The organism is Streptomyces sp. NBC_00122, from assembly GCF_045160845.1.
Lineage (GTDB): Bacteria > Actinomycetota > Actinomycetes > Streptomycetales > Streptomycetaceae > Streptomyces.
In genome coordinates, this window is record NZ_CP108191.1 from 3,638,726 (window position 1) to 3,660,643 (window position 21,918).

The following is a 21,918-nucleotide window of genomic DNA, read 5'->3' on the forward strand; positions in this document are numbered from 1 at the left end:
TCAGGAGAGCTTCCAGAGCCGGATGGTGGAGTCGCTGCTTCCGCTGGCGAGGGTCTTGCCGTCGTGGCTGAAAGCAACCGACGCGACGCCACTGGTGTGGCCGGTGAGGGTGGCGGTGCTGTTGCCCGATTTGACGTCCCAGAGCCGGACGGTGTTGTCGCTGCTTCCGCTGGCGAGGGTTTTGCCGTCGGGGCTGAAGGCCACCGAATCCACGTCACTGGTGTGGCCGGCGAAGGTGTACCTGCTCCAGCGCTCAATGGCGTCCCAGAGCCGGATGGTGTGGTCGCTGCTTCCGCTGGCGAGCCTCTTGCCGTCGGGACTGAAGGCCACCGACCGCACACCACCGGTGTGGCCCATGAGGGGGGCGGTGCTGGTGTGGGAGGCGAGGTCCCAGAGCTGGAGGGTGGTGTCGCCGCTGCCGCTGGCGAGCGTCTTACCGTCGGGGCTGAACGCCACCGAATGCGTTGCGTTGACAGGGTTGGTGAGGGTGGTGGTGCTCGTACGGGAGGCCATGTCCCACACGCGGACGGCGTTGTCCCAGGCGGCGCTGGCCAGGGACATGCCGTCCGGGCTGAACACCACCGACCGCACGCCACCGGTGTGGCCGGTGAGGGTGGCGGTGCCGGTACGGGAGGCGACGTCCCACAGACGGACGGTGTGGTCACTGCTCCCGCTGGCGAGGGTTTTGCCGTCGGGGCTGAAGGCCACCGAAACCACGGAATTCGTGTGGCCGGTGAGGGTGGTCAGGGTTGTGCGGGAGGCGATGTCCCACAGGCGGATGGTGTTGTCGCCGTAGCCGCCGGCGAGCCGCTTCCCGTCCGGGCTGAACGCCACCGATTCGACGCGAGAGGTGCCGTCGGCGAGGACGACGCCCGGGCCGCCGGTGTCGTCGGCGAAATGCCGAGCGGTGAGTACCCCTGCCGACCCCACGGCCAGTGCGGCGAGGCCGCCGAGGACGACGGTGCGGCGGCGCGGGCCGTGAGCAGGGGTACGCGGCGGTGCCGGTTCGCGGCTGGGCGACGGCAGCGCGGGCTTGGTGGGCGCGGTGTGCAGGTTGTGGGCGGCCGGGGCCGGGTTCAGGACCGCGCGTAGGCGCTCGGCGGTGGTGGGCGCGTCCGGCCGCCCGGCGGGGTCCTTGGCCAACAGCGAAGCGACCAGTTCCGCGAGCTCGGCCGATGCGTCCGCCCGTACGGTGCGCAGGTCCGCCGGTGTCTCGTCCAGGTGCCGGCGCATCAGTGCCCAGGGCTGAGCGGTGACGGGGAACGGCGGGGCGCCGGTCAGCAGGGCGTGCAGCACGCACCCCAGGGCGTACAGATCGCACCGCGAGTCGACGTGCTCGCCGCGCCACTGCTCCGGGGCCATGTAGGAAGGGGTGCCGAAAGGCCGACCGGTGACCGTCAGCCCGTCGGTGGCGTCCGCGGTACGGGCGATGCCGAAGTCGCAGATCTTCAGCCGTCCGTCGGCCAGCAGGAAGAGGTTGGCGGGCTTGAGATCGCGGTGCACCACCTTCTGGACGTGCGCGGCGGCCAGCGCCTCCGCGGCCTGTAACGCCAGTCCGACCGCCTCGGCCACCGGGAGGCCGCCCGGGGACCGGCTCAGCCGATGGGCGAGGTCCTCCCCCTCCAGCAGCTCCATCACGATGAACAGCCGGTTCTCGTGCTGCCCGATGTCGTGGACGACCGTGATCCCCGGATGCTGGAGCCGCGCCCCGATCGCCGCCTCGCGGCGGAACCGCCGTAGCAGTTCGTCCGTTGCGTCGAACTCCAGCAGCACCTTCACCGCGACCGGCCGGCCGAGCTCGACGTCGTACGCCCGCCACACCTCGCCGATGCCGCCGTGCCCGAGCCGGGCGTCCAGCCGGTACCGCCCGGAGAAGTGCTCTCCCGTACGCATGGTCCCTCCGGTCGTACGTGAACTCCCGTTGTGGCACGGGCCATTGTGTAACACGTGGGTCAGGCGGGCGAGATGCCACGAGGTGGCGGGGAGTTGGTCGCCGGTGCGGGCTCATCGGCACGGCGCGCCGCGGCCCGTTGGGTTGAACGCGTTCAATGAATTGTTAGGGTGGCTGTGCCGGGGGGATCCGACCGCCGTCCGGTGGGTTCGTCGTGCCGTGAACGGGGTGGTAGTCGTGGTTGTTGAAGGAAAACGGATGTCCGCCGTGCGGCGGCGGGTGCTGGTCGGGGTGGGTGTGACGCTGGCGCTCGTCGCGGCCGCAGCGCTGTGGGTACGTCAGTTCGCCCCTGGGCAGGAGCCTTTGACCAAGGCCCTGACGGCGAGGCTGGAAGCGACCGAGCTGTGGTGGGTGAACTGCGCGAAGGCGCTGGACTTCGCGGAGGCCACGATGCCCGAACGCGCCACGGATGCGTTCTGCACGAACGACACGTACCCGACGAGCGCCGGCTACATCGCCAACTTCCGGATGCCGCGCGAAGGTCTGGCCGAGGGGCTCAAGGAGGCTTTCCCCCGACTGCGCGCAGATCTTGAGGAGGACAGGCACGGAGTCCTCTCCAGGGGTGCGGACTGCGACCGGTTGATCGGCTGCTTCGACGGCGAAAGTGCGGGCACCCTGAGGCCGAGCCGGGCCTCGCACGTCACGCTGCGGATCACGTACGAGGACGAGCGCACCGCGGTGGTGAAGATGACCTCTTTCAGGGTCTGACCCCCGGAGAAGGGAGTCAGGCGTGGGTGATGAATCCCGTCCAGGCGCGGGGGGTGAAGGCGAGGTGGGGGAGGCGGGTGTCCTTGGAGTCGCGGACGTGGACCGTGGCGGGGGTGGTGGCCACCTCGACGCAGGAGTCGCCTTCGCTGCCGCTGCTGTAGCTGCTCTTGAACCAGTCGAGCTCGGGATTATCGATCATGTCTCTCCCAGCAGTTCCTTGATGAAGTCCCGCGACTCCCGCGGCGTGAGCGCCTCAGCCCGGATGATGCCATAGCGCAACTCAAGGATTCGGAGTCGCTTCGGGTCGGAGACCGGGCGCCCGTTGAACGCCCCCTCGGAACGCCCCACGGCGGTGCCGTCCTCGAACTTCAGGATCTCGATACCGCCGTCCATGCCGGCGTGGGCCTCGCGGCTGGTCGGCATGACCTGCAGGGACACGTTCCTCATCTGCCCCACCTCCAAAAGCCGTTCGAGCTGATGGCGCCACACCATTGTGCCCCCGATGGGACGGCGCAGTGCCGATGCTTCGTGTACGAAGCTGATGGCCGGTGCGGGTGTCCGGCCGAAGACGGACTGTCGGGCCACGCGTGCGGCCGTGTACCGCTCCACCTCGTCCTGTGAGTACGCGGGCTGCCGCATCTCGAACAGGGCCCGCGCATGGTCCGCCGTCTGCAGCAGCCCATGAACGACGTGCGTGCTGTAGACGCTGATCTCAGCAGCGCGACGTTCCATCTTCGCCAGGTCCCGCACCTTCTTCGGGTAGCGGACCTGCTCCATGTCCGCCTTCATCGCGACGATCTTCCCGCCCGCCCGCAGCACCTCGTCCGCCTTGTCCAGGTACTCGGGGCGGGGGATCCGCTTGCCCGCCTCGACCTTGCGGACCAGGTCCTCCCCGTACCCGACCGCCGTTCCGAAGTCGGCGGCCCGCATGCCCGCCTGCTCCCGCCATGCCTTGAGCTGGCGGCCCAGCGCGGCCAGTACCGCCACTCCCTGTTCGTCCTCAGGGTCGACGTCCCAGCCGGCGTCTTCCGTACCGTCACTGTCCACGCTCATGCGCGCCCACCTCCGACGAGCCGATGTCCTCGGCGCCCCATACCCGTCAGGCCGGTCCGGACAGCCAGGACAGCACCGGACAAGCTCCGGACAAACGCGGGACGCACGGGCGGCTTCCCTTCTCACGGTACGCACGGACGGACACGCTGAGTGACGTGATCACTCAACTCGTCGACTTTCACGTCCAGCTGTCCGCCACCCCGCGTGGTGCTCGACTCGGACGCGTACTCGCTGTCGAACAACTGCGCTCCTGGGGGCTGGCTTTGGAGACACCCGCACAGATCATCGCCGAGCTCGTCACGAACGCCGTGACCCATGGGCGGGTGCCCGGACGGGACTTCCGGCTGACTCTCACCGTCACCCCGGGCGTGCTGCGTGTCGAGGTGACGGACGCCAGGGGTGACCGGATCCCGGAGATCCACGAAGCGGGGCGGGGGCTGGTGCTCGTCGAAGCGCTCGCGGACCGGTGGGGCGTCGAGCGCGGGCCCGGTCCGCGCAAGGTGGTGTGGGCGGAGATCGCGGTGGCCTGAGGGGAACGGCGCATGACGTGCAGGCCGCAGGTGGTGCTGATGACGCCTCGCCCGGGTCGTGGGGGCGCGCGACCCGGTGCGGTCGGACGTCACCGCTTTAAAGCACGGGAGGTAAATCCAACCAACCCAACCCCTCCGGCTCCCCGTAACTCACACGGGTGAACTGTGCCAACTCGGCTGGATTTCGGGCCGGTTGCCGGGCATATGCTCGCCCCACAACATCAGGCATGAGACGGCCCCCGGCGGGACGGCAATCCCGGTCGAGGGCCTGACCAACTAGGAAGATTCACCCTTCCCAATGGCTCTTCAGCACCCTAGCGCGCCCTCGCGCGCCTCGTCCCGTGTTCACGCCGGGACCGCCCGATCCGGTGTCCTCCACGTCAACGTGCGGCACGCCGATCACTACACCGTGGTCGGCAACCACCTCGCCCAGCACCGCTCGCTGTCGCTGGTCGCGATGGGGCTCGCGCTCCACATCCAGTCGCTTCCGGACGGTGCGAAGGTCGGCATCAAGCGGCTCACCGACCGGTTCCCGGAGGGGGAGGTGCGGATCGCGTCCGCCCTGCGGGAGCTGGAGGCGTACGGGTACCTGGAGCGCAGCCGCGTACGGCTGGCCACCGGGCAGGTGGTCACGCGGACGGTGTCGTTCAACCACCCGCGCGCCGGGATGGCGGCACCCGTGCCGCCGCTGCCCCCGGAGCCGCAGCCCGAGCCTGCGCCCAGGCCCGAACCGGAACCGGAGCCCGATCCTGCGCCGCGGCCCGAGCCCCAGCCTGAGCCGGACGCGGAGCCCGAGCTGAAGGCCGAGCCGGAGCCGGAACCCCGGCCGCAGCCGGAAGCGGAGCCGGAACCGGACCCCGCACCCCCACCACCCGCCGCCGGGCCCGCCGGGCAGGACTGGCAGGCCCGGCAGGCGGCCGTCGACCTGCTCGCGCGGCTGCGCACCGACGATCCCCGGCTGTTGCTCTCCGACACGGCGGTGAAGCAGCTCGCGCCCGGCGTCACCGCCTGGCTGGACCGCGGGGCCGAACCGGACGCCGTACGCCACGCCCTGGCCGGAGACCTCCCCGGCGACCTCCGGAGCGCCGCGGCCCTCATCGCCCACCGCCTCAAGGCATGGATCCCGCCCCCGCTCCCGGCCCTCCCGGCAGCCGTGCCGGTCCGCCGCCCCGACCCGCTCCAGAACTGCGACGGCTGCGACCGCGCCTTCCGCGCCCCCGAACCGGGCCGCTGCCGTGACTGCCCACCCGACTACGGAGGATCTGAGTACCAGTACTCAGGACCCGGGCCTGCCGGGCTGCCAGCCTCGGCTGCATGAACAAGATCTACGGGGTGGCGGCCAGCGCGGCCGCCGGTGCGGTCACGGGCTGGATGGCGAGGGCCCTGTGGCTGTGGGCCATGGAGGAGGACCGGCGGAGCTGCGCCGACAGCGGCTCGCTCTGCCTGACCTACTACCCGCTCGTCGGGATCGGTCTCTGGGTGTTCCTGTCCGTGCCGGTACTCCTGCTGGTCCTGCGCGTGCTGAACGTACGGCCGTTGAAGGCGACGGTGCCGGCCGCCTTGGCCCTCCAGTTCTTCATCATCCAGGTTCTCGCCGGCCTCTCCCGGCGCGAGCTCCCCGGCTCCACGGCCCTGACCGTCGGAGCCATGGCCGCAGGCCCGGCGCTCGTCGCCCTGTGCACCGATCCCGCGCGGCGCCGGTACGGGATCGGCGGCATCGGCGTGCTGGGGGTGACCGGTCTCGCGCTCACCGCAAACCCGGGCACGTTCTACCTCTAGAGCAGCCGCGGCACGTCGTCGCCCGGGCCCGGCGATCAGCAGCGCCACGAGGGCGGCGAGGTCGGCCGCGCCAGGGGCGTCGTCCGCGTAGCGGGTCGTCTGCAGGGGGCCCACTGCCACCAGCCCGCCATGCCGGACAGGACGGGCGGTACCCACTCCTCGATCAGGGCGCGGACCAGGGGCTCCTCGTCCTCGTCCCAGGTGAACGGGTGCTGCTCGGGGTCGAGTTCGTCCCAGGCCGGCGGCCACGGCGGACCCGGGGGGACCCGGTTCTCGGGAAGGTCGATGGTGTCCCGGGTGTACGTCACCCCCCGAGCCTCGCCTCCGCGTGCGGCGCGGGCCAGCGAATTTGCGAGGTGACGGCATGCGGCCGTTGCGTGGAGCGTCCGTGAAAAAGCAGTTCAGGGGGGTGGTCGGGCGGGGTTACGGCTGCGTAGATTACCGGCGGTAACGCTCGTGCCGAACCGAGGAGAGAACGCCGTGGAAGCCGAGCTGAGGCTGGTCAGAACCGTCGAGCCCGTCAAGACAGTCGTCGACGGAGTGGTCCGCGAGGTGCGCGTGCCCGCGCTGGCACCGGTCGCGGAGCACGGCTCGCTCGGGGACATCCCCTTCCAGAACGCCCGGGAGGCCCCCCGCGAGGCGGTGCTCGCGCGCAAGGACCGGGACGGGACCTGGCGGGACGTCACGGCCGCCGAGTTCGCCGCCGAGGTGCTCGCCGTGGCCAAGGGGCTCATCGCCGAGGGACTGCGCGAGGGCGACCGGCTCGCGATCATGGCCCGCACCACCTACGAGTGGACCCTGCTCGACTTCGCCGGATGGGCCGCCGGGCTGGTCACCGTACCCGTCTACCCGACCTCCTCCGCCCTCCAGGCCCGCTGGATCCTCCACGACTCCGGCGCCGTCGCCTGCGCCGTCGAGGACACCGCGCAGGCGCGGATCATCAGCGCCGAGCGGGCCAATCTGCCCTGGCTGACCCACCTGTGGGAGTTCGACACCGGCGCGATCGCCCGCCTGGTCACGGCCGGGAAGCACCTGCCCGACGCGGTCGTGCACGCGCGCCGGGCCGGCCGTACGCCGGACTCCGTCGCGACCCTGATCTACACGTCGGGCACGACCGGGCAGCCCAAGGGATGCGTCATCACGCACGGCAACTTCTTCGCCGAGGTGGACAACGCGGTGGAGCTGCTGCACCCCGTCTTCAAGTCCGTCAGCAAGGACCCGGCCTCCACCCTCCTCTTCCTGCCGCTGTCCCACGTCTTCGGCCGGATGGTCGCCGTCGGCTGCCTGCGGGCCCGCGTGAAGCTGGGGCACGCGCCCAGCATCAGCACCGAGGACCTCCTCGCCGACCTCGCAGGCTTCCGGCCGACCTTCCTCCTCGCCATCCCGTACGTCCTGGAGAAGGTCTACAACACCGCCCGCGCCACCGCCGAGAAGATGGGCCGGGCGTCGTCCTTCGACCGGGCCGCGCGGATCGCGCAGCGCTGCGGGGAGCTGGTCGAGGGCAAGGCCCCCGGGTTCGTGCTGCGCGCCGCGCGGGCCCTGTACGACCCGCTCGTCTACCGGCGGATCCGGGCGGCGCTCGGCGGCCGCGTCCGCTACGTCCTGAGCGGCGGCTCCCCGCTGGGCACGCGGCTCGCCGCCTTCTACACCGGCGCCGGCATCGAGGTCTTCGAGGGCTACGGGCTGACGGAGACGACCGGCGCGAGCACCGTCACCCCGCCGCAGCGGCCGAGGCTGGGCACGGTCGGCTGGCCGCTGCCGGGCACGGGCGTACGCATCGCGGACGACGGCGAGGTGCTGCTCGGCGGGCGCCACGTCTTCGCCGGCTACTGGAACAGCGGGCAGGCCCTGCCGGCCGGCAGCTGGCTGGCGACGGGCGACATCGGCGAGCTCGACGCCGACGGCTACCTCACCATCACCGGCCGCAAGAAGGACCTGATCATCACCTCCGGCGGCAAGAACGTGGCCCCCGCGCCGCTGGAGGACTGGCTGCGGGCCCACCCGCTGGTCGGGCAGTGCATGGTGGTCGGCGACAACCGGCCGTACGTCACCGCCCTGATCACCCTGGAGCCGGACGGCCTGCTCCACTGGCGCCAGATGCACAAGAAACTGGGCGTGCCGATCTACGAGCTGGTGCGGGACGAGGAACTGCTCGCGGACCTCCAGCGGGCGGTCGACGAGGCCAACCAGCTGGTGTCGCGCGCCGAGTCGATCCGCCGCTTCGCCGTCATTCCGGGCGGCTTCACGGAGGCGCGCGGCCACATGACCCCCTCGATGAAACTCAGGCGGGGTGCGATCGCCCGCGACTACCGGGACCGGATCGACGAGCTGTACCGGGGGCCGCGCGAGCGGTGAATCCCGGACGCGGGGCCCGTGCCCGGTCCCGTCCCGGTCGTCGACGGGCGGGGGCGGGGGAGGGCGTTTAGGGTGGGCTGAGCGGTCCGGGGGGCCATCCGAGGAGCGTGCAGTGCACCGACCCCGAACCCGATCCGGCTCCCCAGCCAGCTCCCCCTCCGGCTCCCGAACCCGATGCCGATCCCGTTCCCGTCGGCGGCCCCGTACCGTCGCCGCCGCCTGTGTGCTGGTCCTGGCCTGCTTCACGGCCGCCCCGACGCCCGCGCCCGCCGACGACCCGCTGGAACGTTTCCACGGGCAGCGCATCCGGTGGGGGGACTGCCCCGAGAAGCGGGTGCCCGCCGGGATGCGCTGCGGGACCGTCCGGGTGCCGCTCGACTACGCCGCCCCCGCCAAGGGAGCGGTCGAGATAGCCCTGGCCCGGATACCGGCCTCGGACCCCGACAAGCGCCTCGGCTCGCTCCTGCTGAACTACGGCGGCCCCGGTGGCCCGGGCATCGCCGGGCTGGCCGCCGACCCCAAGGCCTTCGCCGACCTCGGCGAGCGCTACGACCTCGTCGCCTTCGACCCCCGCGGCGTCGGCCACAGCGAGCCCGTCTCCTGCGGCGGCTCCCAGCAGGTCTCCGACGAGGCCCAGGCCGACGCCGCCGCGCAGCTGGCCGCCCTGCGCGCCGTGGTGCGGCGCTGCGAGCTCGCCTCCGGCCCGGTCCTCCCGCACATCGGGACCGTCAACGTCTCCCGCGACATGGACGTGCTGCGCCAGGTGCTGGGCGACCGCAAGCTCAACTACTTCGGCTTCTCCTACGGGACCCGGCTCGGCGCCGTGTACGCCGCGCAGTTCCCCGGGAACACCGGCCGGATGGTCCTCGACGGCGTCGACACCCTCGTCGAACCGCTGGCGGAGCAGGCGCTCGTCACGGCGCGCGGCCAGCAGCGGGCCCTGGACCGCTTCCTGTCCTGGTGCGCCGGCCGGGAGGGCTGCGTCTACGGGAGCAACACGCGCTCCGCCAAGGAGAAGGTCAACGCGCTGGTGGCGCGGCTCGACAAGGAGCCGCTCGTCGGCCAGGACGGCTCGTACGTGACCGGACAGGACGCCGTCCGCTCCATCGCCGCCGCCCTGTACTCACGGCAGACGTGGCCCCAGCTCGCCGACGCGCTCGCGACGGCCGAGCACGACCGCGATCCGGTGGGGCTGCTCCAGCTCGGCGGGCCGACGGACCCCTCCGAACCGCACGATGCCGAGGAGCAGAGGGCCGACGGGCCCGGGGCGGTGCCCGGGGACAATGCCGAGGCCGCCCTCACTGCCGTGACCTGCGCGGACGACCCGGACCGGTCGAACGACAAGGCCAGCCCGGCCTCCATCGCGAGGGAACTGGCCGAACTGAAGGACGAGTTCCTCAAGGCCTCCACGGTCTTCGGACCGCGCCAGCTGATGACGGTGCTCGCCTGCTACGGGCGCCCCGCCGGCACCGACTTCATCCGCAAGATCGACCGCCCGGGCGCGCCGCGGATCTTGCTGGTCGGCACCCGAGGGGACCCGGCGACGCCGTACGAGTGGACGGAGGAGACGGCGAAGCGCCTGGGCTCGGCGGTCGTCGTGGACTACAAGGGCGACGGGCACACCGGCTACGCGGTCTCCTCCTGCGTACGGGAGTACGCGCACCGCTTCCTGCTCGACGGGCGGCTGCCGACCGGGACGCGGTCCTGCCCCGCCGTGGAGTCGGAGTGAGCGGTCAGCCCCGGCGTGGGTGCCGTATCAGGCGGCGTGTGCCCTGAGGCTGCCCTGCGGCGTCTGCTCCGCGTGCTCGGGCCCGCCGTGGTCGGGCCTCATGGGGATGAGCGTGCCGGTGGAGGGGGGCATCGGGGAGGCGCCGACGGCGCTGGGGGCCAGCCGTATGGCTCCCACCGCAATGGCGGCCTTGAGGAGGGCGAGGCGGTGGATGCTGGTCATGGGGTTCTCCTTCGCGCTGTGGGGAGCGGGGCCCGGTCTGCCGGGACGTGCAGGCCGGGCCCCGTGCCTCCATTGGGCCCCGGCAGCAGCCACCGCGTCACGCCACTGGATCTCGGGGCTTGACAGCGGGCCGAGGCGGCGCCGTCCGCCAGGCCCGTGAGGTCCGTCCGTCAGGTCCCGAGGAGCCTGATCAGCTGGGTGACCAGCACCGTGTGCGCAAGGCCATGGGGTTACCGGCCAAGGGGGCGGCCGACGGGGCTCGCCGGTCCCGTCCCTGATGCCGCCCAGCGGACGTCCCGCCCCCCAAGCCCCCGCCCCACCGCACGACCCGACCATCGCGGGCACAGGATGTCGGGTGCGGGAGGGGTGCTCCTTCCTAGCGTGAGACGTGAAACGGAAGGAGGTCCGGGGTGCTGGAAGGGCTCAACCAGGCCATGGACCACGTCGAGGCGCGCCTCGACGGGGCGATCGACATTGCCGAGCTGGCTCGGATCGCGATGACGTCGGAGTACCACTTCCGGCGGCTGTTCTCGGCGCTCGCCGGGATGCCGCTGTCGGAGTACATCCGGCGCAGGCGGCTGACCGTCGCGGGCGCCGAGGTACTCGCCGGCGAGCGGACCCTGCTCGACATCGCCGTGCGCTACGGCTACGGGTCGGGCGAGTCCTTCGCCCGCGCGTTCCGTGCCATGCACGGCGTCGGGCCGGGTGAAACCCGGCAGACCGGCGCGGCCCTGCAGTCACAACCCCGGATGTCCTTCCGACTCGTCGTCGAAGGGAGCAGCAGCATGCAGTACAAGGTCGTGGAGAAGGACGCGTTCAAGGTGGTGGGCAAGAAGGCCCGCGTCCCCCTCGTCCACGAGGGGATGAACCCGGCCATCGCCGAGTTCATCCGGGGCATCGGGCCGGACACGGTGCGGCGGATCGCCGACCTGTCCGACCAGGACCCGGAAGGGATCGTCTCGGTCAGTGACGACCTCGACCCCAGCCGGGCCGAAGGGACCGAACTGGACTACTACCACGCCGTGGTGACGGGCGCGGCCGACGTACCGCAGGACCTGGACGTGCTCCACGTTCCGGCGGGCACCTGGGCCGTCTTCGAGAACTCCGACCCCTTCCCGCAGGCGCTCCAGTACCTGTGGCGGGACGTGTTCACGCAGTGGTTCCCGTCCAACCCCTACGAGAGCCGCCCGGGCCCCGAGATCCTCCGGGTCCAGCCGGACGAGTCCGGCGAGGCCGAGACCGCCCTGTGGATCCCGGTCGCCCGGTCGGCTACGCCGACGCGCGGCTGAACCGTACGAAGTCGGCCCACGCTCCAGGGTTGACCGCCAGCTCCGGCCCGGCGGTCACCTTGGAGTCCCGGACGTGGACGGCGGAGGGGCAGGCCGCGACCTCGACGCACTGGCCGCCCTCGCCGTCGCTGTAGCTCGACTTGCGCCAGTCGAGCGCTACTTCGACGCAGTCGCCGCCTTCGCCACCGCTGTAACTGCTTTTGAACCAGGCCAGTTCGGTGCTCTTCATCGCTCTCCCAGCTTCTTCTCGATCAAGGCCAGGGACTCGTCGGGCGAGAGCGCCTGTGCCCGGATGATCCCATAGCGCTCCGCGTAGATGCGGACTTCTTCGGGGTCAGTGATCAAGCGCGCATGGTTGTAGGTCTCCGTGTAAGCGACCTGTTGCCGGCCCTTCGGGTGCAGGAGGTTGAACGAGCCTTCCATCGCCGGATGTTCGGTACGGCTCGTCGGCATCACCTGGAGGTGCACCGTCCGAAGGCTGCCGATCCGAAGGATCCTCCGCAACTGCTCGCGGTGTACATCCGGGCCCCCGATCGGGCGGTTGAGGATGGCCTCCTCCAGGACGAAACTGAAGGTGGGGGCAGGCCACTTGTCGAAAATCACCTGACGGGACAGCCGGTCGGCCACTCGCTTCTCGACGGTCGCCTCGTCGAGTACCGGCCGCCGGTGCGAGAAGACCGAGCGGGCGTGCGCCTCCGTTTGGAGCAGACCGTGCACTGCCTGAACGCTGTACACGTGGAGGGCCAGAGCCTCGGCTTCGGCCTGGGCGTAATCCCGGAACCAATCCGGATGCCTGGTCCGCGCCCGCTTCAGCGCCTCCCTGACCTCCGGGACCGCCGCCCTCAGGACGCCCCGTGCGCCCAGGACGACATCCGCCCGTTCCAGCAGGTCCGGCTGCGGGGTGCGGACACCCCGTTCGATCGCGCCGATCAGGTCCTCGCCGACGTGCAGGAGCGCGGCCAGTTCCTTCTGGTGGAGGTCGGCCGCCTCCCGTAATGCCTTGATCTGTTTGCCCAGGGCACGGAACAGGTGTGCCGTGCCGTCCGCCTCCACCGGGCGCTCGGGGCGTTCTTCGCGGTCTGACAGGTCGTTCATCGGCTGGTCCGCCCTCATCCGTACGGGCCGTACACGAACAGGCCGCATCCCTACGGATCACGCTCGTAGCGCCGCCGCCTCTGGGAAGCGTACGGCTCCGCCGCCACGCTCGGTGAGGTGACGACCGAAATCAGTGACATGGCACCGGCCTTCCAGCAGCGGTTCAGTGCGACGCGCCGCGGGGCCACCCTCGCCCGGCGGCTCGCGCAGGTGCAGCTGGCCTTCTGGGGGGTGCCGTACGGCTGCCCGCTCTCCGACGACGTCGGGCTCGTCGTCGCCGAGCTCGCCGCCAACGCCGTGCTCCACGGGCAGGTGGCCGGGCGGGACTTCGAGCTGCGGCTGGACTACGACGGGCGGGGGAGCGTACGGGTGGCGGTCAGCGACACCCGTGGCGACAAGGCGCCGCCGCCGGTGCCCGGGGCCGTCGATCCGTGGTCGGCGGAGGGCGGGCGGGGGCTGCTGGTGGTGGCGGCCGTGGCCGAGGAATGGGGGGTCACGGCGCGGGAGCCCGGGAAGACGGTGTGGGCGGAGGTCGGGCAGGTGGGGGCGCGCCCGTGACGACGTGAGCGGCGCCCGGTGACAGGCATCGGGCGCCGCTCACGCGTCCACCGCTGCCCTACTTACGGTGGCGGCCCGCTCCTCGGACCGCCCAGTCGACGGCGGCGACGAGGACGACGACCATCAGGCCGCCCACGAACTCGGGCGCCGCCTGGGTCAGCACGGTCTCGACGGTCTCGCGCAGGCCCTGCGGCGCCGCCGCGCACACCTGCGCGGCGTCGATCCGGTCGGGAAAGGGAAGCATGAGCGGTCTCCTTCACGGGGTGCCCCATTCCTCCGTCAGGCGGGGCGCGGTGAGGCGACAATGGAGAACCGGGCGAGCGCCCCCAAGGGCTGTGGGGACGCGCGGGGACGTGCTGGGACAGGGGGGCAGGCAGAGCGCCGGACACCTGTTCGTCCCAGGGACGTGGTGACGGGGACAGGGCGGGCAGAGTGGCCGAAACAGGGGACCAGGACCGGTACCGGGACCGGGATGCCGCCGACGGCGGTCCCCGGCAGCAGCTGACGAGATTCCTTCGCCGGGAGGCGCAACAAGCGGGCCTGGGCAGCCGGGACATCGCGGCTGGTCTCCTGGCTGCCAAGGAGGCGTCCGCCGCGAAGGCGGACGGTACGGATTCTCCCGACCCGCTCGCCAGGATCCCGCATTCCAACTCCCACCTGGACCGGCTCCTCAAGGGCCGGACGCCCGTGCCGTCATGGCCGTTCACCCGGGAGTTCCTGAGGATCACCAGTCGGGCCGCGGGCCTGACCGCCGAGGAGTACCGCAAACGGTGCGACGCGGCTCAGACGCTCCTTCGTACCGCCGCCACCCAGGACGTTGCCCCGGCCGTGCGCGACGCGAGCCCGTCCGGCGCCGTCGCGTCGGCCGACACCCTCGCCGCCCTCCGCCTGGAGGTGGAACTCGAACGCGCCCTGCACGCCGAGACGCGGCTTCGCTACGCGCTCCGGGACGCGCAGTTCCTCATGACCACCTTGTGGTTCATCATCAGCGCGCTGCGCGACATCATCGCCGACCGCGACGCCCTGCTGGCGCGTGCCCGTCACGGTGCGGTTGATGCCGAAGGGATCGCACGGCTGCGGGACGAGACCCGGCAGGCCCTCACGCACAAGCGCACCGCCGAAACGGAGGCGGACCGGGCCGTCGCCCGCATCCGTACGCTCGAGGTGTTCTGGGAGCGGGCTCGCGGCGATCTCCGGCGCCTCGCCCTGAACCCGGACGCCGCCGACCTCACCTCGGCGCCCGGCCCCGGCGCCGGGACGGTGCCGGCGCTGGCTCCGCAGGAGTTCCTGGCCCAGCCCGCCCTCGACGACATCGCCGGCGCCCTGGCCAAGGCCCAGGCCCTCAACGCCAGTGCGGACGACTCCGCGCGCGCACTGGAACAGACCCTCGGGTCGGTGGAACGGCTGGGCGACGCGGACGACGAGTTGGCCGTCCTGCTCGCCGCCGCGAAGCTTCCCGACGACAGCCTTCGCCGCGAGGCCGCCAGGTTGCTCGCAGCGCGCTGGGCGGACCGGCCGGAGACGCGCGAGACCTTGCTGCGCCTGATCGACGACCCCGGCACGCGACTCGTGGCCATCGAGGGTCTTGCCGAGGTATGTCCCGGCGATCCCGACGCGTTGGCCGCTCTCCTGTTCCTGGCGAGGGCGATGGGTCATCGTTCGGAAATCCGACGAGCCGCCGTGCGCGCCCTGTCCCATGGGTGGCCCGGAGACCCGGAGGCGCGGGACATCTACCTGGCGATGGCCGCAGTCCCTGGGGACCGGACGTACGCCGTGCAGGCCATGGCAGTCGGCTGCGCGGGCGATGCCTCGGTCCGCGACCACGTCGTTTCCCTTGCGGACAGCACTGACGCGCACAGTCGTTCGGCTGTCGCGGCGGCTTTGAAGGAGGGCTGGCGAGGCGACGAAGCCACCCTCGACGGCCTCCTGCACCTGGTCGCCGACGAAGAGTCGCAGGTACGGATCGCTGCCGTCCAGGCACTCGGAGCCGGGTGGCCCGGCGACCGGAGAGTGCGCACCGTCCTCATGGGTCTCGTCACGGGCGACGACCACGTGGGCGTGGGCGCCGTAGCGGCGGGAGAGCTCCTGGCCGGCTGGCCGGGCGACGAGGAGATCGAAGACGTCCTGGATGAAATCGCCCGCGATCTCGGAGAGGTGAGGACACGGTTCTTCGGCTGGCCGGCGCGTACAGCGAAACCATGATGGGGCCGGACACGGACTAGTGGGCCTGGTGGGCCCTAGCCCTCCGGGAACTCCGTGAGGCGGTTCACCTCGGCCACGTGGCGGCTGAGGCGGTTGTCCGTGGAGCCCGAGGTGTAGAGGACCGTGCCGACGACGGCGAAGGGGAGGGAGAGCAGGAGGACGGCGAGGAGGTCGGCCCAGTCGCGCTCGACGGCGCAGATGGTGCCTTCCGCGTCGGCGTACGACCCCCTCGTGCCCTCGTAGAAGACCCGCGAGGCGCACTCCCGGTCGCCGCGGCCGTGCTCCACGGTGTACGGGAGCAGCAGCTGGCAGGCGAGCCAGAGCCAGATCCCCGAGGCGACGGCGATCAGGCCGAAGCCCCAGGTCTGCTTGCGGCTCGCCCGCGCGCGGAAGGCGGTGTCGTACACGAGTGCTCTCATCCGGCCGAAACTAGCGGCTGTTGAACCGCTACGGGCTGCCCGTGCGGCGATGTTCACCGTCTGCGGGCAGCAACTCCACGATCGGCTCCCCCGGGTCGGGCATCCCGGGCCCTGTCGGAGCAGGTTGGTGCGACCGGCTCCGTTCGCAGAAGTCGTCGCCCCGTCGGTGCCCACTGGCCCGGGTCGGCGGCCGTGCCGCCCCGGCCTTGGGCGGATGCCGAGGCCGTCGCCGCCGAACACTTCGCGTGCGCACCCGACAACATGACCCAGGGCTGGGACGAGGCCCTCCGCGCCTACGCGAGCGAACCCGTCAGGGTACGGTGAGGCGGCGGAAAAAGGGGTCATGTGGGCATTTCGGGCGGGGACTTGGGTCCCTCTGTCCGCTCGGTCGTGAGAGACCGGTGAAGCCGAGACGAATGGTGCGTCACAACTGCACGGGGGACGGCGAGTCTCTTTCGAATACCTGATAGACAGTGAATATTCACGGCTCGACCAGCCGTGCCGCTGAGGGCTCCTGGGGGGATCGCCGTACTGTGAAGCCGCTTCACCGTCACCTCGTCAACACCTCGCGCAAGGTCCTGTGCACGGCCGCTCTCGCGGCCAGCCTGACCACCGCCGCGGTCGTGACCAACCCGTCGACCGCCGACGCGGGGGAGTCCGAGCCGACCCCGGACAGCCCGCAGGCCGCCGACCGCGGTGATGCACGGCTGGACCTGCCCGGGGACGTCGCCGATCCGCAGGTTCCCGCGGCGGCCGGGACCGCCACGGAGGGGGCCAGCGGGATACCCGCGACCGCCCTCGACGCCTACAAGCGTGCCGAGCTGTCGGTGGCCGCCGCGCTCCCCAACTGCAAGCTGCCCTGGCAGCTGCTCGCCGGTATCGGCCGGGTCGAGTCGGTGCACGCCTCGGGCTACGGGCTGAAGACCGACGGCTACACCGAGAAGCCGATCCGCGGCCCCCGTCTCGACGGCAACGGCTTCGCGGAGATCCGCGACACCGACAAGGGCGAGTGGGACGCGGACGCCGAGTTCGACCGGGCCGTCGGCCCGCTGCAGTTCATCCCCTCCACCTGGAAGACCTGGGGCGCCGACGGCAACGGCGACGCCAAGCGCGACCCGAACAACATCTACGACGCGGCGCTGGGCGCGGGCCTCTACCTGTGCGCGGGCGACCGGGACCTCTCGGACCCGGCCAAGCTCGACTCGGCGATCCTCAGCTACAACAACTCCCGCGAGTACGTGAACACCGTGCTCGGCTACATGCGGCAGTACCAGGACGGCGGCGCCGCCGAGGTGCCGAACCCGCCGGTGGGCAACTACCCGACGCAGCCGCCGGGCACCCGGCCCACCCCGCAGCCGCAGCAGCAGAAGCCGGCCCCGAAGCCCACGCCGACGCCGACTCCGACCCCCACGCCGACTCCGACCCCGACGCCCACCCCGACGCCGACTCCGGCAGCGCACCTGACGGAGCTGTCGGTGCTCGGCGGCCCCGGTCTCACGGCCGAGGCCGGGGCGGCGTTCGCCGACGCCCCGCGGGTCAAGGCGGTCCTCAGCGACGGCAAGCCCGCCGTCGGGCAGGAGGTCGTCTTCGCGGTCGAGAGCGACACGACCGGCGGCACCGGCTTCCCGCAGGCTCCGGCGAACTCGCTGGTGGTCAAGACGGATGCCCAGGGCATCGCGGCCGCGCCCGGCCTCAAGGCGGGCGCCAAGGAAGGCACCTTCTCCCTGCGGGTCTCGGCCTACGACAAGACGGGTCGGCTCACGGTGACCTTCACCGGCAAGGTGACGCCGAAGCCGTCCGCCGACCGTCTGGCCCGCCCTGAGGGTTCCAAGCCCCTGGAGGCGGTCGCCGGTTCGAGCGTCAAGGGCGTCGAGGTCTTCGCCACGGCCGGCGGCAAGGCCGTGGAGGGTACGGAGACCCGCGCCGACCTGGTGGTGAAGGACGCGGACGGCAAGTGGGTCCCGGTGGACCCGGCGACCGCGAAGGGCCCGTACTTCAAGGACGCGGCCGGCAAGAAGACCTTCAGCCTGCCGCTCCTCGTGGCGGGCGCCGACGGCAAGATCGTCCTGCCGGAGCTCTTCACCGACGCCGACCTCCCCGCGGGGACGTACTCCCTGCGGCTGATCACTCCGCAGAACGTGACCCTGGTCCTGGACATCAAGATCACGGTCCCGGCTGCGACGCCGGCTCCTACTCCGGCCGGGCCCGTCAAGCCCGCCTGACGCCAACGACCTGGGGCCCGCACCGTGCGCACACGGTGCGGGCCCCAGGTCGTACCCCGCCAGACCCACCACCCGTCCAGAAACGGGAAAGGGCAGGAGGCAAAAAGGCAGGAGCCCTGCCGCTCTGCTCGCGCAGAGGTGACAGGGCTCCTTGGGTACTGCTCTTCCAACCCGCGATTAGGTTGGCCCAGGCGACTAGGCCGGGGTGACGTTCTCCGCCTGCGGGCCCTTCGGACCCTGCGTGACGTCGAAGTTCACCTGCTGGTTCTCCTCCAGGGAGCGGAAGCCAGAGGCGTTGATCGCGGAGTAGTGGACGAAGACATCCGGGCCGCCGCCGTCCTGGGCGATGAAGCCGAAGCCCTTTTCAGCGTTGAACCACTTCACGGTTCCGGTAGCCATGAGCCCTCCTATGGGCCAAAGGGTCGCCCTGCTCCAGAACCTGCTAAGAAGTCTGAAAACTACAAAAGCCTGCGGGTCACATTCTCCGCAGGCCTCGTACTGCAAGGGAAACCAAACTGCAACTTGCGGCGAGCCTAGCACGCACCCTGCGGCCGAGACCAGAGGGAAAGATCACGTCACCCGGACGTTTGAGACCCGTCGGAAGGCTGACGCAGATACGGGGGCTAGTCTCGCGATGTGGACGTCTATCGCAGCCGGCCCCGCGTCGGCCACATCCAGTTCCTGAACTGCTTGCCCCTCTACTGGGGGCTGGCCCGAACCGGCACTCTGCTGGACCTGGAGCTGACCAAGGACACCCCCGAGAAGCTCAGTGAGCGCCTGGTCCAGGGCGAGCTCGACATCGCCCCGATCACCCTCGTGGAGTTCCTCCGCAACGCCGACCAGCTCGTCGCCTTCCCCGACCTCGCGGTCGGCTGCGACGGTCCCGTGATGTCCTGCGTGATCGTCTCGCAGGTGCCGCTGGAGCAGCTCGACGGTGCCCGCGTCGCCCTCGGCTCCACTTCTCGTACATCCGTACGCCTCGCCCAGCTGCTGCTGGCGGAGCAGTTCGGGGTCCGGCCCGACTACTACACCTGCCCGCCTGACCTGGGGCTCATGATGCAGGAGGCGGACGCGGCCGTACTGATCGGCGACGCCGCGCTGCGCGCTTCCCTCCACGACGCCCCCCGGCTCGGCCTGGCCGTGCACGACCTGGGCCAGATGTGGAAGGAGTGGACCGGGCTGCCGTTCGTCTTCGCCGTCTGGGCCGCCCGCAAGGACTACCTGGCCCGCGAGCCCGTCGTCGTGCAGAAGGTCCACGAGGCCTTCCTCGCCTCCCGGGACGTGTCCCTGGAGGAGGTCACCAAGGTCGCCGAGCAGGCGGCCCGCTGGGAGGCCTTCGACGCCGAGCTGCTGGAGCGGTACTTCACGACGCTCGACTTCCGTTTCGGGCCGGAACAGCTGGCCGGCGTGAGGGAATTCGCACGCCGTACGGGACCGACGACCGGCTATCCCGCGGATGTCTCCGTGCAGCTCCTGGAAGCGGCGGTCCCGGAACCGGTCATGGAGCCGGTCCTGGAGTCCTGACCGATTTACCCGCCGTTTCCGGTGGCTTTCATTCCTTTCCCGCTTTCCGCGCGCCCGGCAGTGGAATGCGGAAAGGAATGCAATGCCCGCCACCGGCGCCGCCGCGCGGGCGCTACGGGGTGTCCGCCAGCAGGCTCAGGCCGACGAGCAGCCCGAACGCGGCGGCGAAGGCCAGCAGCGTGACCAGGAGCATCACCCAGCCCCCGAGGACGCCCGCCAGGGCCATGCCCTTTCCATCCCCCGACAGCCGTCGGGCCCGGAAGCGGCCCACATGCCCGGCCGGGATCGCGATCAGCGCGCACAGGAGGGCCAGGCCGATCGTGATCGGCGGATTGAGCCAGCCGATGGGCGTGGCGAAGTTCGCCATCGCGGCGAAGCTCCCCAGGGCGAAGAACGCGCTGACCTTGGCCGCCCGGTTCCTGCCGGGCAGGACCGCCTCGCTCATGTTCCGTTCCCCCTTCGCGGACGTACGACGCCGGACACCGTAACGCCCTAAGGTGCTGTCAAGGATCTTCCTGGGGGATGGGGGAAACGATGCAGCCGCTCGAAGCGGGCGAACCACGGACCATCGGCGCGTACCGGCTACTCGGCCGGCTCGGCGCGGGTGGCATGGGCCGGGTCTATCTGGGCCGCAGCGCGGGCGGCCGGACCGTGGCCGTCAAGATCGTGCACCCGCACTTCGCCGCCGACGAGGAGTTCCGGGCCCGGTTCCGCCGCGAGGTCGAGGCCGCCCGACGGGTCGGCGGCGAGTGGACCGCGCCCGTGCTCGACGCGGATCCGGAGGCCCCGGTCCCGTGGGTGGCCACGGGGTACGTGGCGGGCCCGTCCCTGGACCGGGCGCTTGCCGCGCACGGGCCGCTGCCCGAGGCCTCGGTACGGGCGATCGGCGCGGGGCTGGCCCGGGCCCTGGTGGCGGTGCACGGGCTGAGCCTCGTACACCGCGACGTGAAGCCGTCGAACGTGATGCTGACCCTCGACGGGCCCCGGCTGATCGACTTCGGGATCGCCCGGGCCACGGACGGAACGGCCTCGCTGACCTCCACCGGGGTCTCCGTCGGCTCGCCGGGCTACATGTCGCCCGAGCAGATCCTCGGCAAGGGGGTCACCGGGGCGGCCGACGTGTTCTCGCTGGGGGCGGTACTGGCCTTCGCGGCGACCGGGTGCCCGCCCTTCACCGGGGACAACTCGGCGACCCTCCTCTACAAGGTCGTCCACGAACCGCCCGAGCTCGGCGCGGTCCCGGCCGGGCCGCTGCGCGACCTGATCGAGGCCTGCCTGGCGAAGGCCCCCGCCGACCGCCCGGACCCGGCGGCCGTCGCGGCGGCCCTCGCCCCCGCCCTGGGCGCCCCGGGCTGGCTGCCCGCACCCCTGGTCGAGGAGGCCAGCCGGGCCGCGGTGGCCCTGCTCGACCTCGACGCCGGCCCCGCCGAAGCCGGGTTCGGGCCCCCGCCCGCCGCCGAGGCCCCGTCCGGGCCGGTGCCGTTCACGACCCCGTCGTACGGGGGCCAAGCCGCCGGGGCTTCGTACGGTCCTCCGGGCACGGGCGGCGGCCCGTACGCCCCCTACGCCCCCTACGCCCCTGCGGGCCCGTACGGCACGCCCGGCGGGACCGCCGGAGGTGTGCCGCAGCCGCGGACCGCGCCGGACGCCGGGCGGCAGGTCAGCGTCACCACGGCCGGGCGCCGCTTCAGCTGCACGCTCGTGCTGGCCGCCGCCGCGGTGCTGACCGGGCTCGTGGGCGGGCTGTACGGGATGGGGCTGCTGCCCGGGCAGGGGCAGGGAAAGGAGCGGGATCTGGCCGACGGCCACACCACCGCGTCGCCGCCCGCCGGGTCCCGGCCCACGGGGACGGCCACGGAGGTGCCCCCCGCCGCGACGCCGAGCGCGAGCGGGACCCGTACCGACGTCCCCAAGGAGCTCATCGGGACCTGGAAGGGCACCGTCACCACCAGCGCGCGTCTGACGACCGAGTTCGAGATCACCATCAAGGCCGGCAAGGTCGGTGAGGTCGTCGCCCGTGACAAGTCGATCATCCCCGTCCTCGGCACCGACTGCAGCGGCGACTGGAGGTTCGCCTCGGCGACCGACCGCTCCCTCGTCCTGGACACCTCCGCCGGACCCAACCCGGCGCCCGGCATCTGCTCCAACGGCTCCGCCAATGAGCGCTTCACCCTCAACGCCAACGGGACACTGCACTACAAGTCGGGCGACGGCCCGGCCGGAAACCCCGAGGGCGACCTGACCCGCAGCCCCTGATCGCCGCCGACGGCCCCTGGCGTAGG

23 protein-coding genes are annotated in these 21,918 nt (G+C 71.7%); 12 read left to right on the forward strand and 11 right to left on the reverse strand.

Features of this window, described 5'->3' with window-relative positions:
* Positions 1 to 1,893 (reverse strand): serine/threonine-protein kinase, encoded by a 1,893-nt coding sequence (locus OG737_RS17290; protein WP_328927050.1) that lies wholly within the window; start codon positions 1,891 to 1,893, stop codon positions 1 to 3.
* 256 nt (positions 1,894 to 2,149) lie between these two features.
* Between OG737_RS17290 and OG737_RS17295 the strand changes: the two genes are divergently transcribed.
* Positions 2,150 to 2,659: a hypothetical protein gene (locus OG737_RS17295; protein WP_328927051.1), complete on the forward strand. Its 510-nt coding sequence runs from the start codon at positions 2,150 to 2,152 to the stop codon at positions 2,657 to 2,659.
* A gap of 16 nt (positions 2,660 to 2,675) precedes the next feature.
* Here the strand turns inward: OG737_RS17295 and OG737_RS17300 are convergent, their stop codons facing one another.
* Both OG737_RS17300 and OG737_RS17305 read right to left on the reverse strand, forming a co-directional pair.
* A complete protein-coding gene (locus OG737_RS17300) occupies positions 2,676 to 2,858 on the reverse strand; it encodes a DUF397 domain-containing protein (protein ID WP_328927052.1) in 183 nt (60 codons plus the stop codon).
* Positions 2,855 to 3,712: a helix-turn-helix transcriptional regulator gene (locus tag OG737_RS17305; RefSeq protein WP_328927053.1), complete on the reverse strand. Its 858-nt coding sequence runs from the start codon at positions 3,710 to 3,712 to the stop codon at positions 2,855 to 2,857. The genes OG737_RS17300 and OG737_RS17305 overlap by 4 nt, the downstream gene beginning before the upstream one ends.
* Before the next feature lie 155 nt (positions 3,713 to 3,867).
* Here OG737_RS17305 and OG737_RS17310 point away from each other — a divergent pair, with 155 nt between their 5' ends.
* The 3 genes from OG737_RS17310 to OG737_RS17320 all read left to right on the forward strand — a co-directional run bounded on the left by OG737_RS17310 (position 3,868) and on the right by OG737_RS17320 (position 6,021).
* The gene (locus OG737_RS17310) at positions 3,868 to 4,242 is read left to right on the forward strand and encodes an ATP-binding protein (RefSeq protein ID WP_328927054.1); all 375 of its coding nucleotides are present in this window, start codon (positions 3,868 to 3,870) and stop codon (positions 4,240 to 4,242) included.
* Positions 4,243 to 4,540: 298 nt separating this feature from the next.
* Positions 4,541 to 5,560, forward strand: a complete 1,020-nt coding sequence (locus tag OG737_RS17315) for a helix-turn-helix domain-containing protein (RefSeq protein WP_405679023.1) — start codon at positions 4,541 to 4,543, stop codon at positions 5,558 to 5,560.
* Positions 5,557 to 6,021 carry a hypothetical protein gene (locus OG737_RS17320; RefSeq protein WP_328927056.1) on the forward strand — a complete coding sequence of 155 codons (465 nt, stop codon included), beginning with the start codon at positions 5,557 to 5,559 and terminating at the stop codon, positions 6,019 to 6,021. The genes OG737_RS17315 and OG737_RS17320 overlap by 4 nt, the downstream gene beginning before the upstream one ends.
* Positions 6,022 to 6,056: 35 nt before the next feature.
* Here the strand turns inward: OG737_RS17320 and OG737_RS17325 are convergent, their stop codons facing one another.
* Positions 6,057 to 6,329, reverse strand: a complete 273-nt coding sequence (locus OG737_RS17325) for a hypothetical protein (RefSeq protein ID WP_405921731.1) — start codon at positions 6,327 to 6,329, stop codon at positions 6,057 to 6,059.
* A 172-nt stretch (positions 6,330 to 6,501) separates the two neighbouring features.
* Between OG737_RS17325 and OG737_RS17330 the strand changes: the two genes are divergently transcribed.
* Both OG737_RS17330 and OG737_RS17335 read left to right on the forward strand, forming a co-directional pair.
* Positions 6,502 to 8,376, forward strand: a complete 1,875-nt coding sequence (locus tag OG737_RS17330; RefSeq protein WP_405921732.1) for an AMP-dependent synthetase/ligase — start codon at positions 6,502 to 6,504, stop codon at positions 8,374 to 8,376.
* A gap of 223 nt (positions 8,377 to 8,599) precedes the next feature.
* Positions 8,600 to 10,105: an alpha/beta hydrolase gene (locus OG737_RS17335; protein WP_328927059.1), complete on the forward strand. Its 1,506-nt coding sequence runs from the start codon at positions 8,600 to 8,602 to the stop codon at positions 10,103 to 10,105.
* Positions 10,106 to 10,132: 27 nt separating this feature from the next.
* Here OG737_RS17335 and OG737_RS17340 read toward each other — a convergent pair whose 3' ends face one another.
* A complete protein-coding gene (locus tag OG737_RS17340) occupies positions 10,133 to 10,327 on the reverse strand; it encodes a hypothetical protein (protein ID WP_328927060.1) in 195 nt (64 codons plus the stop codon).
* Positions 10,328 to 10,737: 410 nt separating this feature from the next.
* On the opposite strand from OG737_RS17340, the gene OG737_RS17345 reads away from it, so the two are divergent.
* On the forward strand, positions 10,738 to 11,616 hold the full coding sequence (locus OG737_RS17345; protein WP_405921733.1) for a GyrI-like domain-containing protein: 879 nt from the start codon (positions 10,738 to 10,740) through the stop codon (positions 11,614 to 11,616).
* On the opposite strand, the gene OG737_RS17350 is transcribed toward OG737_RS17345, so the two are convergent.
* A complete protein-coding gene (locus OG737_RS17350) occupies positions 11,597 to 11,845 on the reverse strand; it encodes a DUF397 domain-containing protein (protein ID WP_405921734.1) in 249 nt (82 codons plus the stop codon). The two genes, OG737_RS17345 and OG737_RS17350, sit on opposite strands and share 20 nt — an antisense overlap.
* Complete coding sequence (locus OG737_RS17355; protein WP_405921735.1) at positions 11,842 to 12,729, reverse strand: Scr1 family TA system antitoxin-like transcriptional regulator; 888 nt, start codon at positions 12,727 to 12,729, stop codon at positions 11,842 to 11,844. The genes OG737_RS17350 and OG737_RS17355 overlap by 4 nt, the downstream gene beginning before the upstream one ends.
* Before the next feature lie 99 nt (positions 12,730 to 12,828).
* Between OG737_RS17355 and OG737_RS17360 the strand changes: the two genes are divergently transcribed.
* Positions 12,829 to 13,269: an ATP-binding protein gene (locus OG737_RS17360; RefSeq protein WP_405921736.1), complete on the forward strand. Its 441-nt coding sequence runs from the start codon at positions 12,829 to 12,831 to the stop codon at positions 13,267 to 13,269.
* A 58-nt stretch (positions 13,270 to 13,327) separates the two neighbouring features.
* On the opposite strand, the gene OG737_RS17365 is transcribed toward OG737_RS17360, so the two are convergent.
* Positions 13,328 to 13,513 (reverse strand): hypothetical protein, encoded by a 186-nt coding sequence (locus OG737_RS17365; RefSeq protein ID WP_405921737.1) that lies wholly within the window; start codon positions 13,511 to 13,513, stop codon positions 13,328 to 13,330.
* Positions 13,514 to 13,701: 188 nt separating this feature from the next.
* Between OG737_RS17365 and OG737_RS17370 the strand changes: the two genes are divergently transcribed.
* On the forward strand, positions 13,702 to 15,471 hold the full coding sequence (locus tag OG737_RS17370; protein ID WP_405921738.1) for a HEAT repeat domain-containing protein: 1,770 nt from the start codon (positions 13,702 to 13,704) through the stop codon (positions 15,469 to 15,471).
* A gap of 35 nt (positions 15,472 to 15,506) precedes the next feature.
* Here the strand turns inward: OG737_RS17370 and OG737_RS17375 are convergent, their stop codons facing one another.
* Positions 15,507 to 15,890, reverse strand: coding sequence for a hypothetical protein (locus OG737_RS17375; RefSeq protein ID WP_328927064.1), 384 nt, complete (start codon positions 15,888 to 15,890; stop codon positions 15,507 to 15,509).
* Positions 15,891 to 16,423: 533 nt separating this feature from the next.
* Here OG737_RS17375 and OG737_RS17380 point away from each other — a divergent pair.
* Entirely contained in the window at positions 16,424 to 18,112 is a 1,689-nt protein-coding gene (locus tag OG737_RS17380) for a hypothetical protein (protein WP_405921739.1), read from the forward strand.
* A 195-nt stretch (positions 18,113 to 18,307) separates the two neighbouring features.
* Here OG737_RS17380 and OG737_RS17385 read toward each other — a convergent pair whose 3' ends face one another.
* Positions 18,308 to 18,511, reverse strand: coding sequence for a cold-shock protein (locus OG737_RS17385; protein WP_007265804.1), 204 nt, complete (start codon positions 18,509 to 18,511; stop codon positions 18,308 to 18,310).
* Between the two features lie 237 nt (positions 18,512 to 18,748).
* On the opposite strand from OG737_RS17385, the gene OG737_RS17390 reads away from it, so the two are divergent.
* Complete coding sequence (locus OG737_RS17390) at positions 18,749 to 19,636, forward strand: menaquinone biosynthesis protein (RefSeq protein WP_328927067.1); 888 nt, start codon at positions 18,749 to 18,751, stop codon at positions 19,634 to 19,636.
* A gap of 112 nt (positions 19,637 to 19,748) precedes the next feature.
* Here the strand turns inward: OG737_RS17390 and OG737_RS17395 are convergent, their stop codons facing one another.
* Positions 19,749 to 20,081: a DUF4190 domain-containing protein gene (locus OG737_RS17395; RefSeq protein WP_405921740.1), complete on the reverse strand. Its 333-nt coding sequence runs from the start codon at positions 20,079 to 20,081 to the stop codon at positions 19,749 to 19,751.
* 89 nt (positions 20,082 to 20,170) lie between these two features.
* Here OG737_RS17395 and OG737_RS17400 point away from each other — a divergent pair, with 89 nt between their 5' ends.
* Positions 20,171 to 21,892, forward strand: coding sequence for a serine/threonine-protein kinase (locus OG737_RS17400; RefSeq protein WP_405922427.1), 1,722 nt, complete (start codon positions 20,171 to 20,173; stop codon positions 21,890 to 21,892).
* Positions 21,893 to 21,918 lie beyond the last annotated feature (26 nt).

Bases quoted from the DNA above. Each gene is read 5' to 3' on its own strand.
- OG737_RS17400 (WP_405922427.1), top strand. From the start codon at position 20,171: ATGCAGCCGCTCGAAGCGGGCGAACCACGGACCATCGGCGCGTACCGG.
- OG737_RS17355 (WP_405921735.1), bottom strand. From the start codon at position 12,729: ATGAGGGCGGACCAGCCGATGAACGACCTGTCAGACCGCGAAGAACGC.
- OG737_RS17300 (WP_328927052.1), bottom strand. From the start codon at position 2,858: ATGATCGATAATCCCGAGCTCGACTGGTTCAAGAGCAGCTACAGCAGC.
- OG737_RS17350 (WP_405921734.1), bottom strand. From the start codon at position 11,845: ATGAAGAGCACCGAACTGGCCTGGTTCAAAAGCAGTTACAGCGGTGGC.
- OG737_RS17315 (WP_405679023.1), top strand. From the start codon at position 4,541: ATGGCTCTTCAGCACCCTAGCGCGCCCTCGCGCGCCTCGTCCCGTGTT.
- OG737_RS17395 (WP_405921740.1), bottom strand. From the start codon at position 20,081: ATGAGCGAGGCGGTCCTGCCCGGCAGGAACCGGGCGGCCAAGGTCAGC.
- OG737_RS17320 (WP_328927056.1), top strand. From the start codon at position 5,557: ATGAACAAGATCTACGGGGTGGCGGCCAGCGCGGCCGCCGGTGCGGTC.
- OG737_RS17340 (WP_328927060.1), bottom strand. From the start codon at position 10,327: ATGACCAGCATCCACCGCCTCGCCCTCCTCAAGGCCGCCATTGCGGTG.
- OG737_RS17295 (WP_328927051.1), top strand. From the start codon at position 2,150: ATGTCCGCCGTGCGGCGGCGGGTGCTGGTCGGGGTGGGTGTGACGCTG.
- OG737_RS17375 (WP_328927064.1), bottom strand. From the start codon at position 15,890: ATGAGAGCACTCGTGTACGACACCGCCTTCCGCGCGCGGGCGAGCCGC.
- OG737_RS17305 (WP_328927053.1), bottom strand. From the start codon at position 3,712: ATGAGCGTGGACAGTGACGGTACGGAAGACGCCGGCTGGGACGTCGAC.
- OG737_RS17365 (WP_405921737.1), bottom strand. From the start codon at position 13,513: ATGCTTCCCTTTCCCGACCGGATCGACGCCGCGCAGGTGTGCGCGGCG.
- OG737_RS17385 (WP_007265804.1), bottom strand. From the start codon at position 18,511: ATGGCTACCGGAACCGTGAAGTGGTTCAACGCTGAAAAGGGCTTCGGC.
- OG737_RS17290 (WP_328927050.1), bottom strand. From the start codon at position 1,893: ATGCGTACGGGAGAGCACTTCTCCGGGCGGTACCGGCTGGACGCCCGG.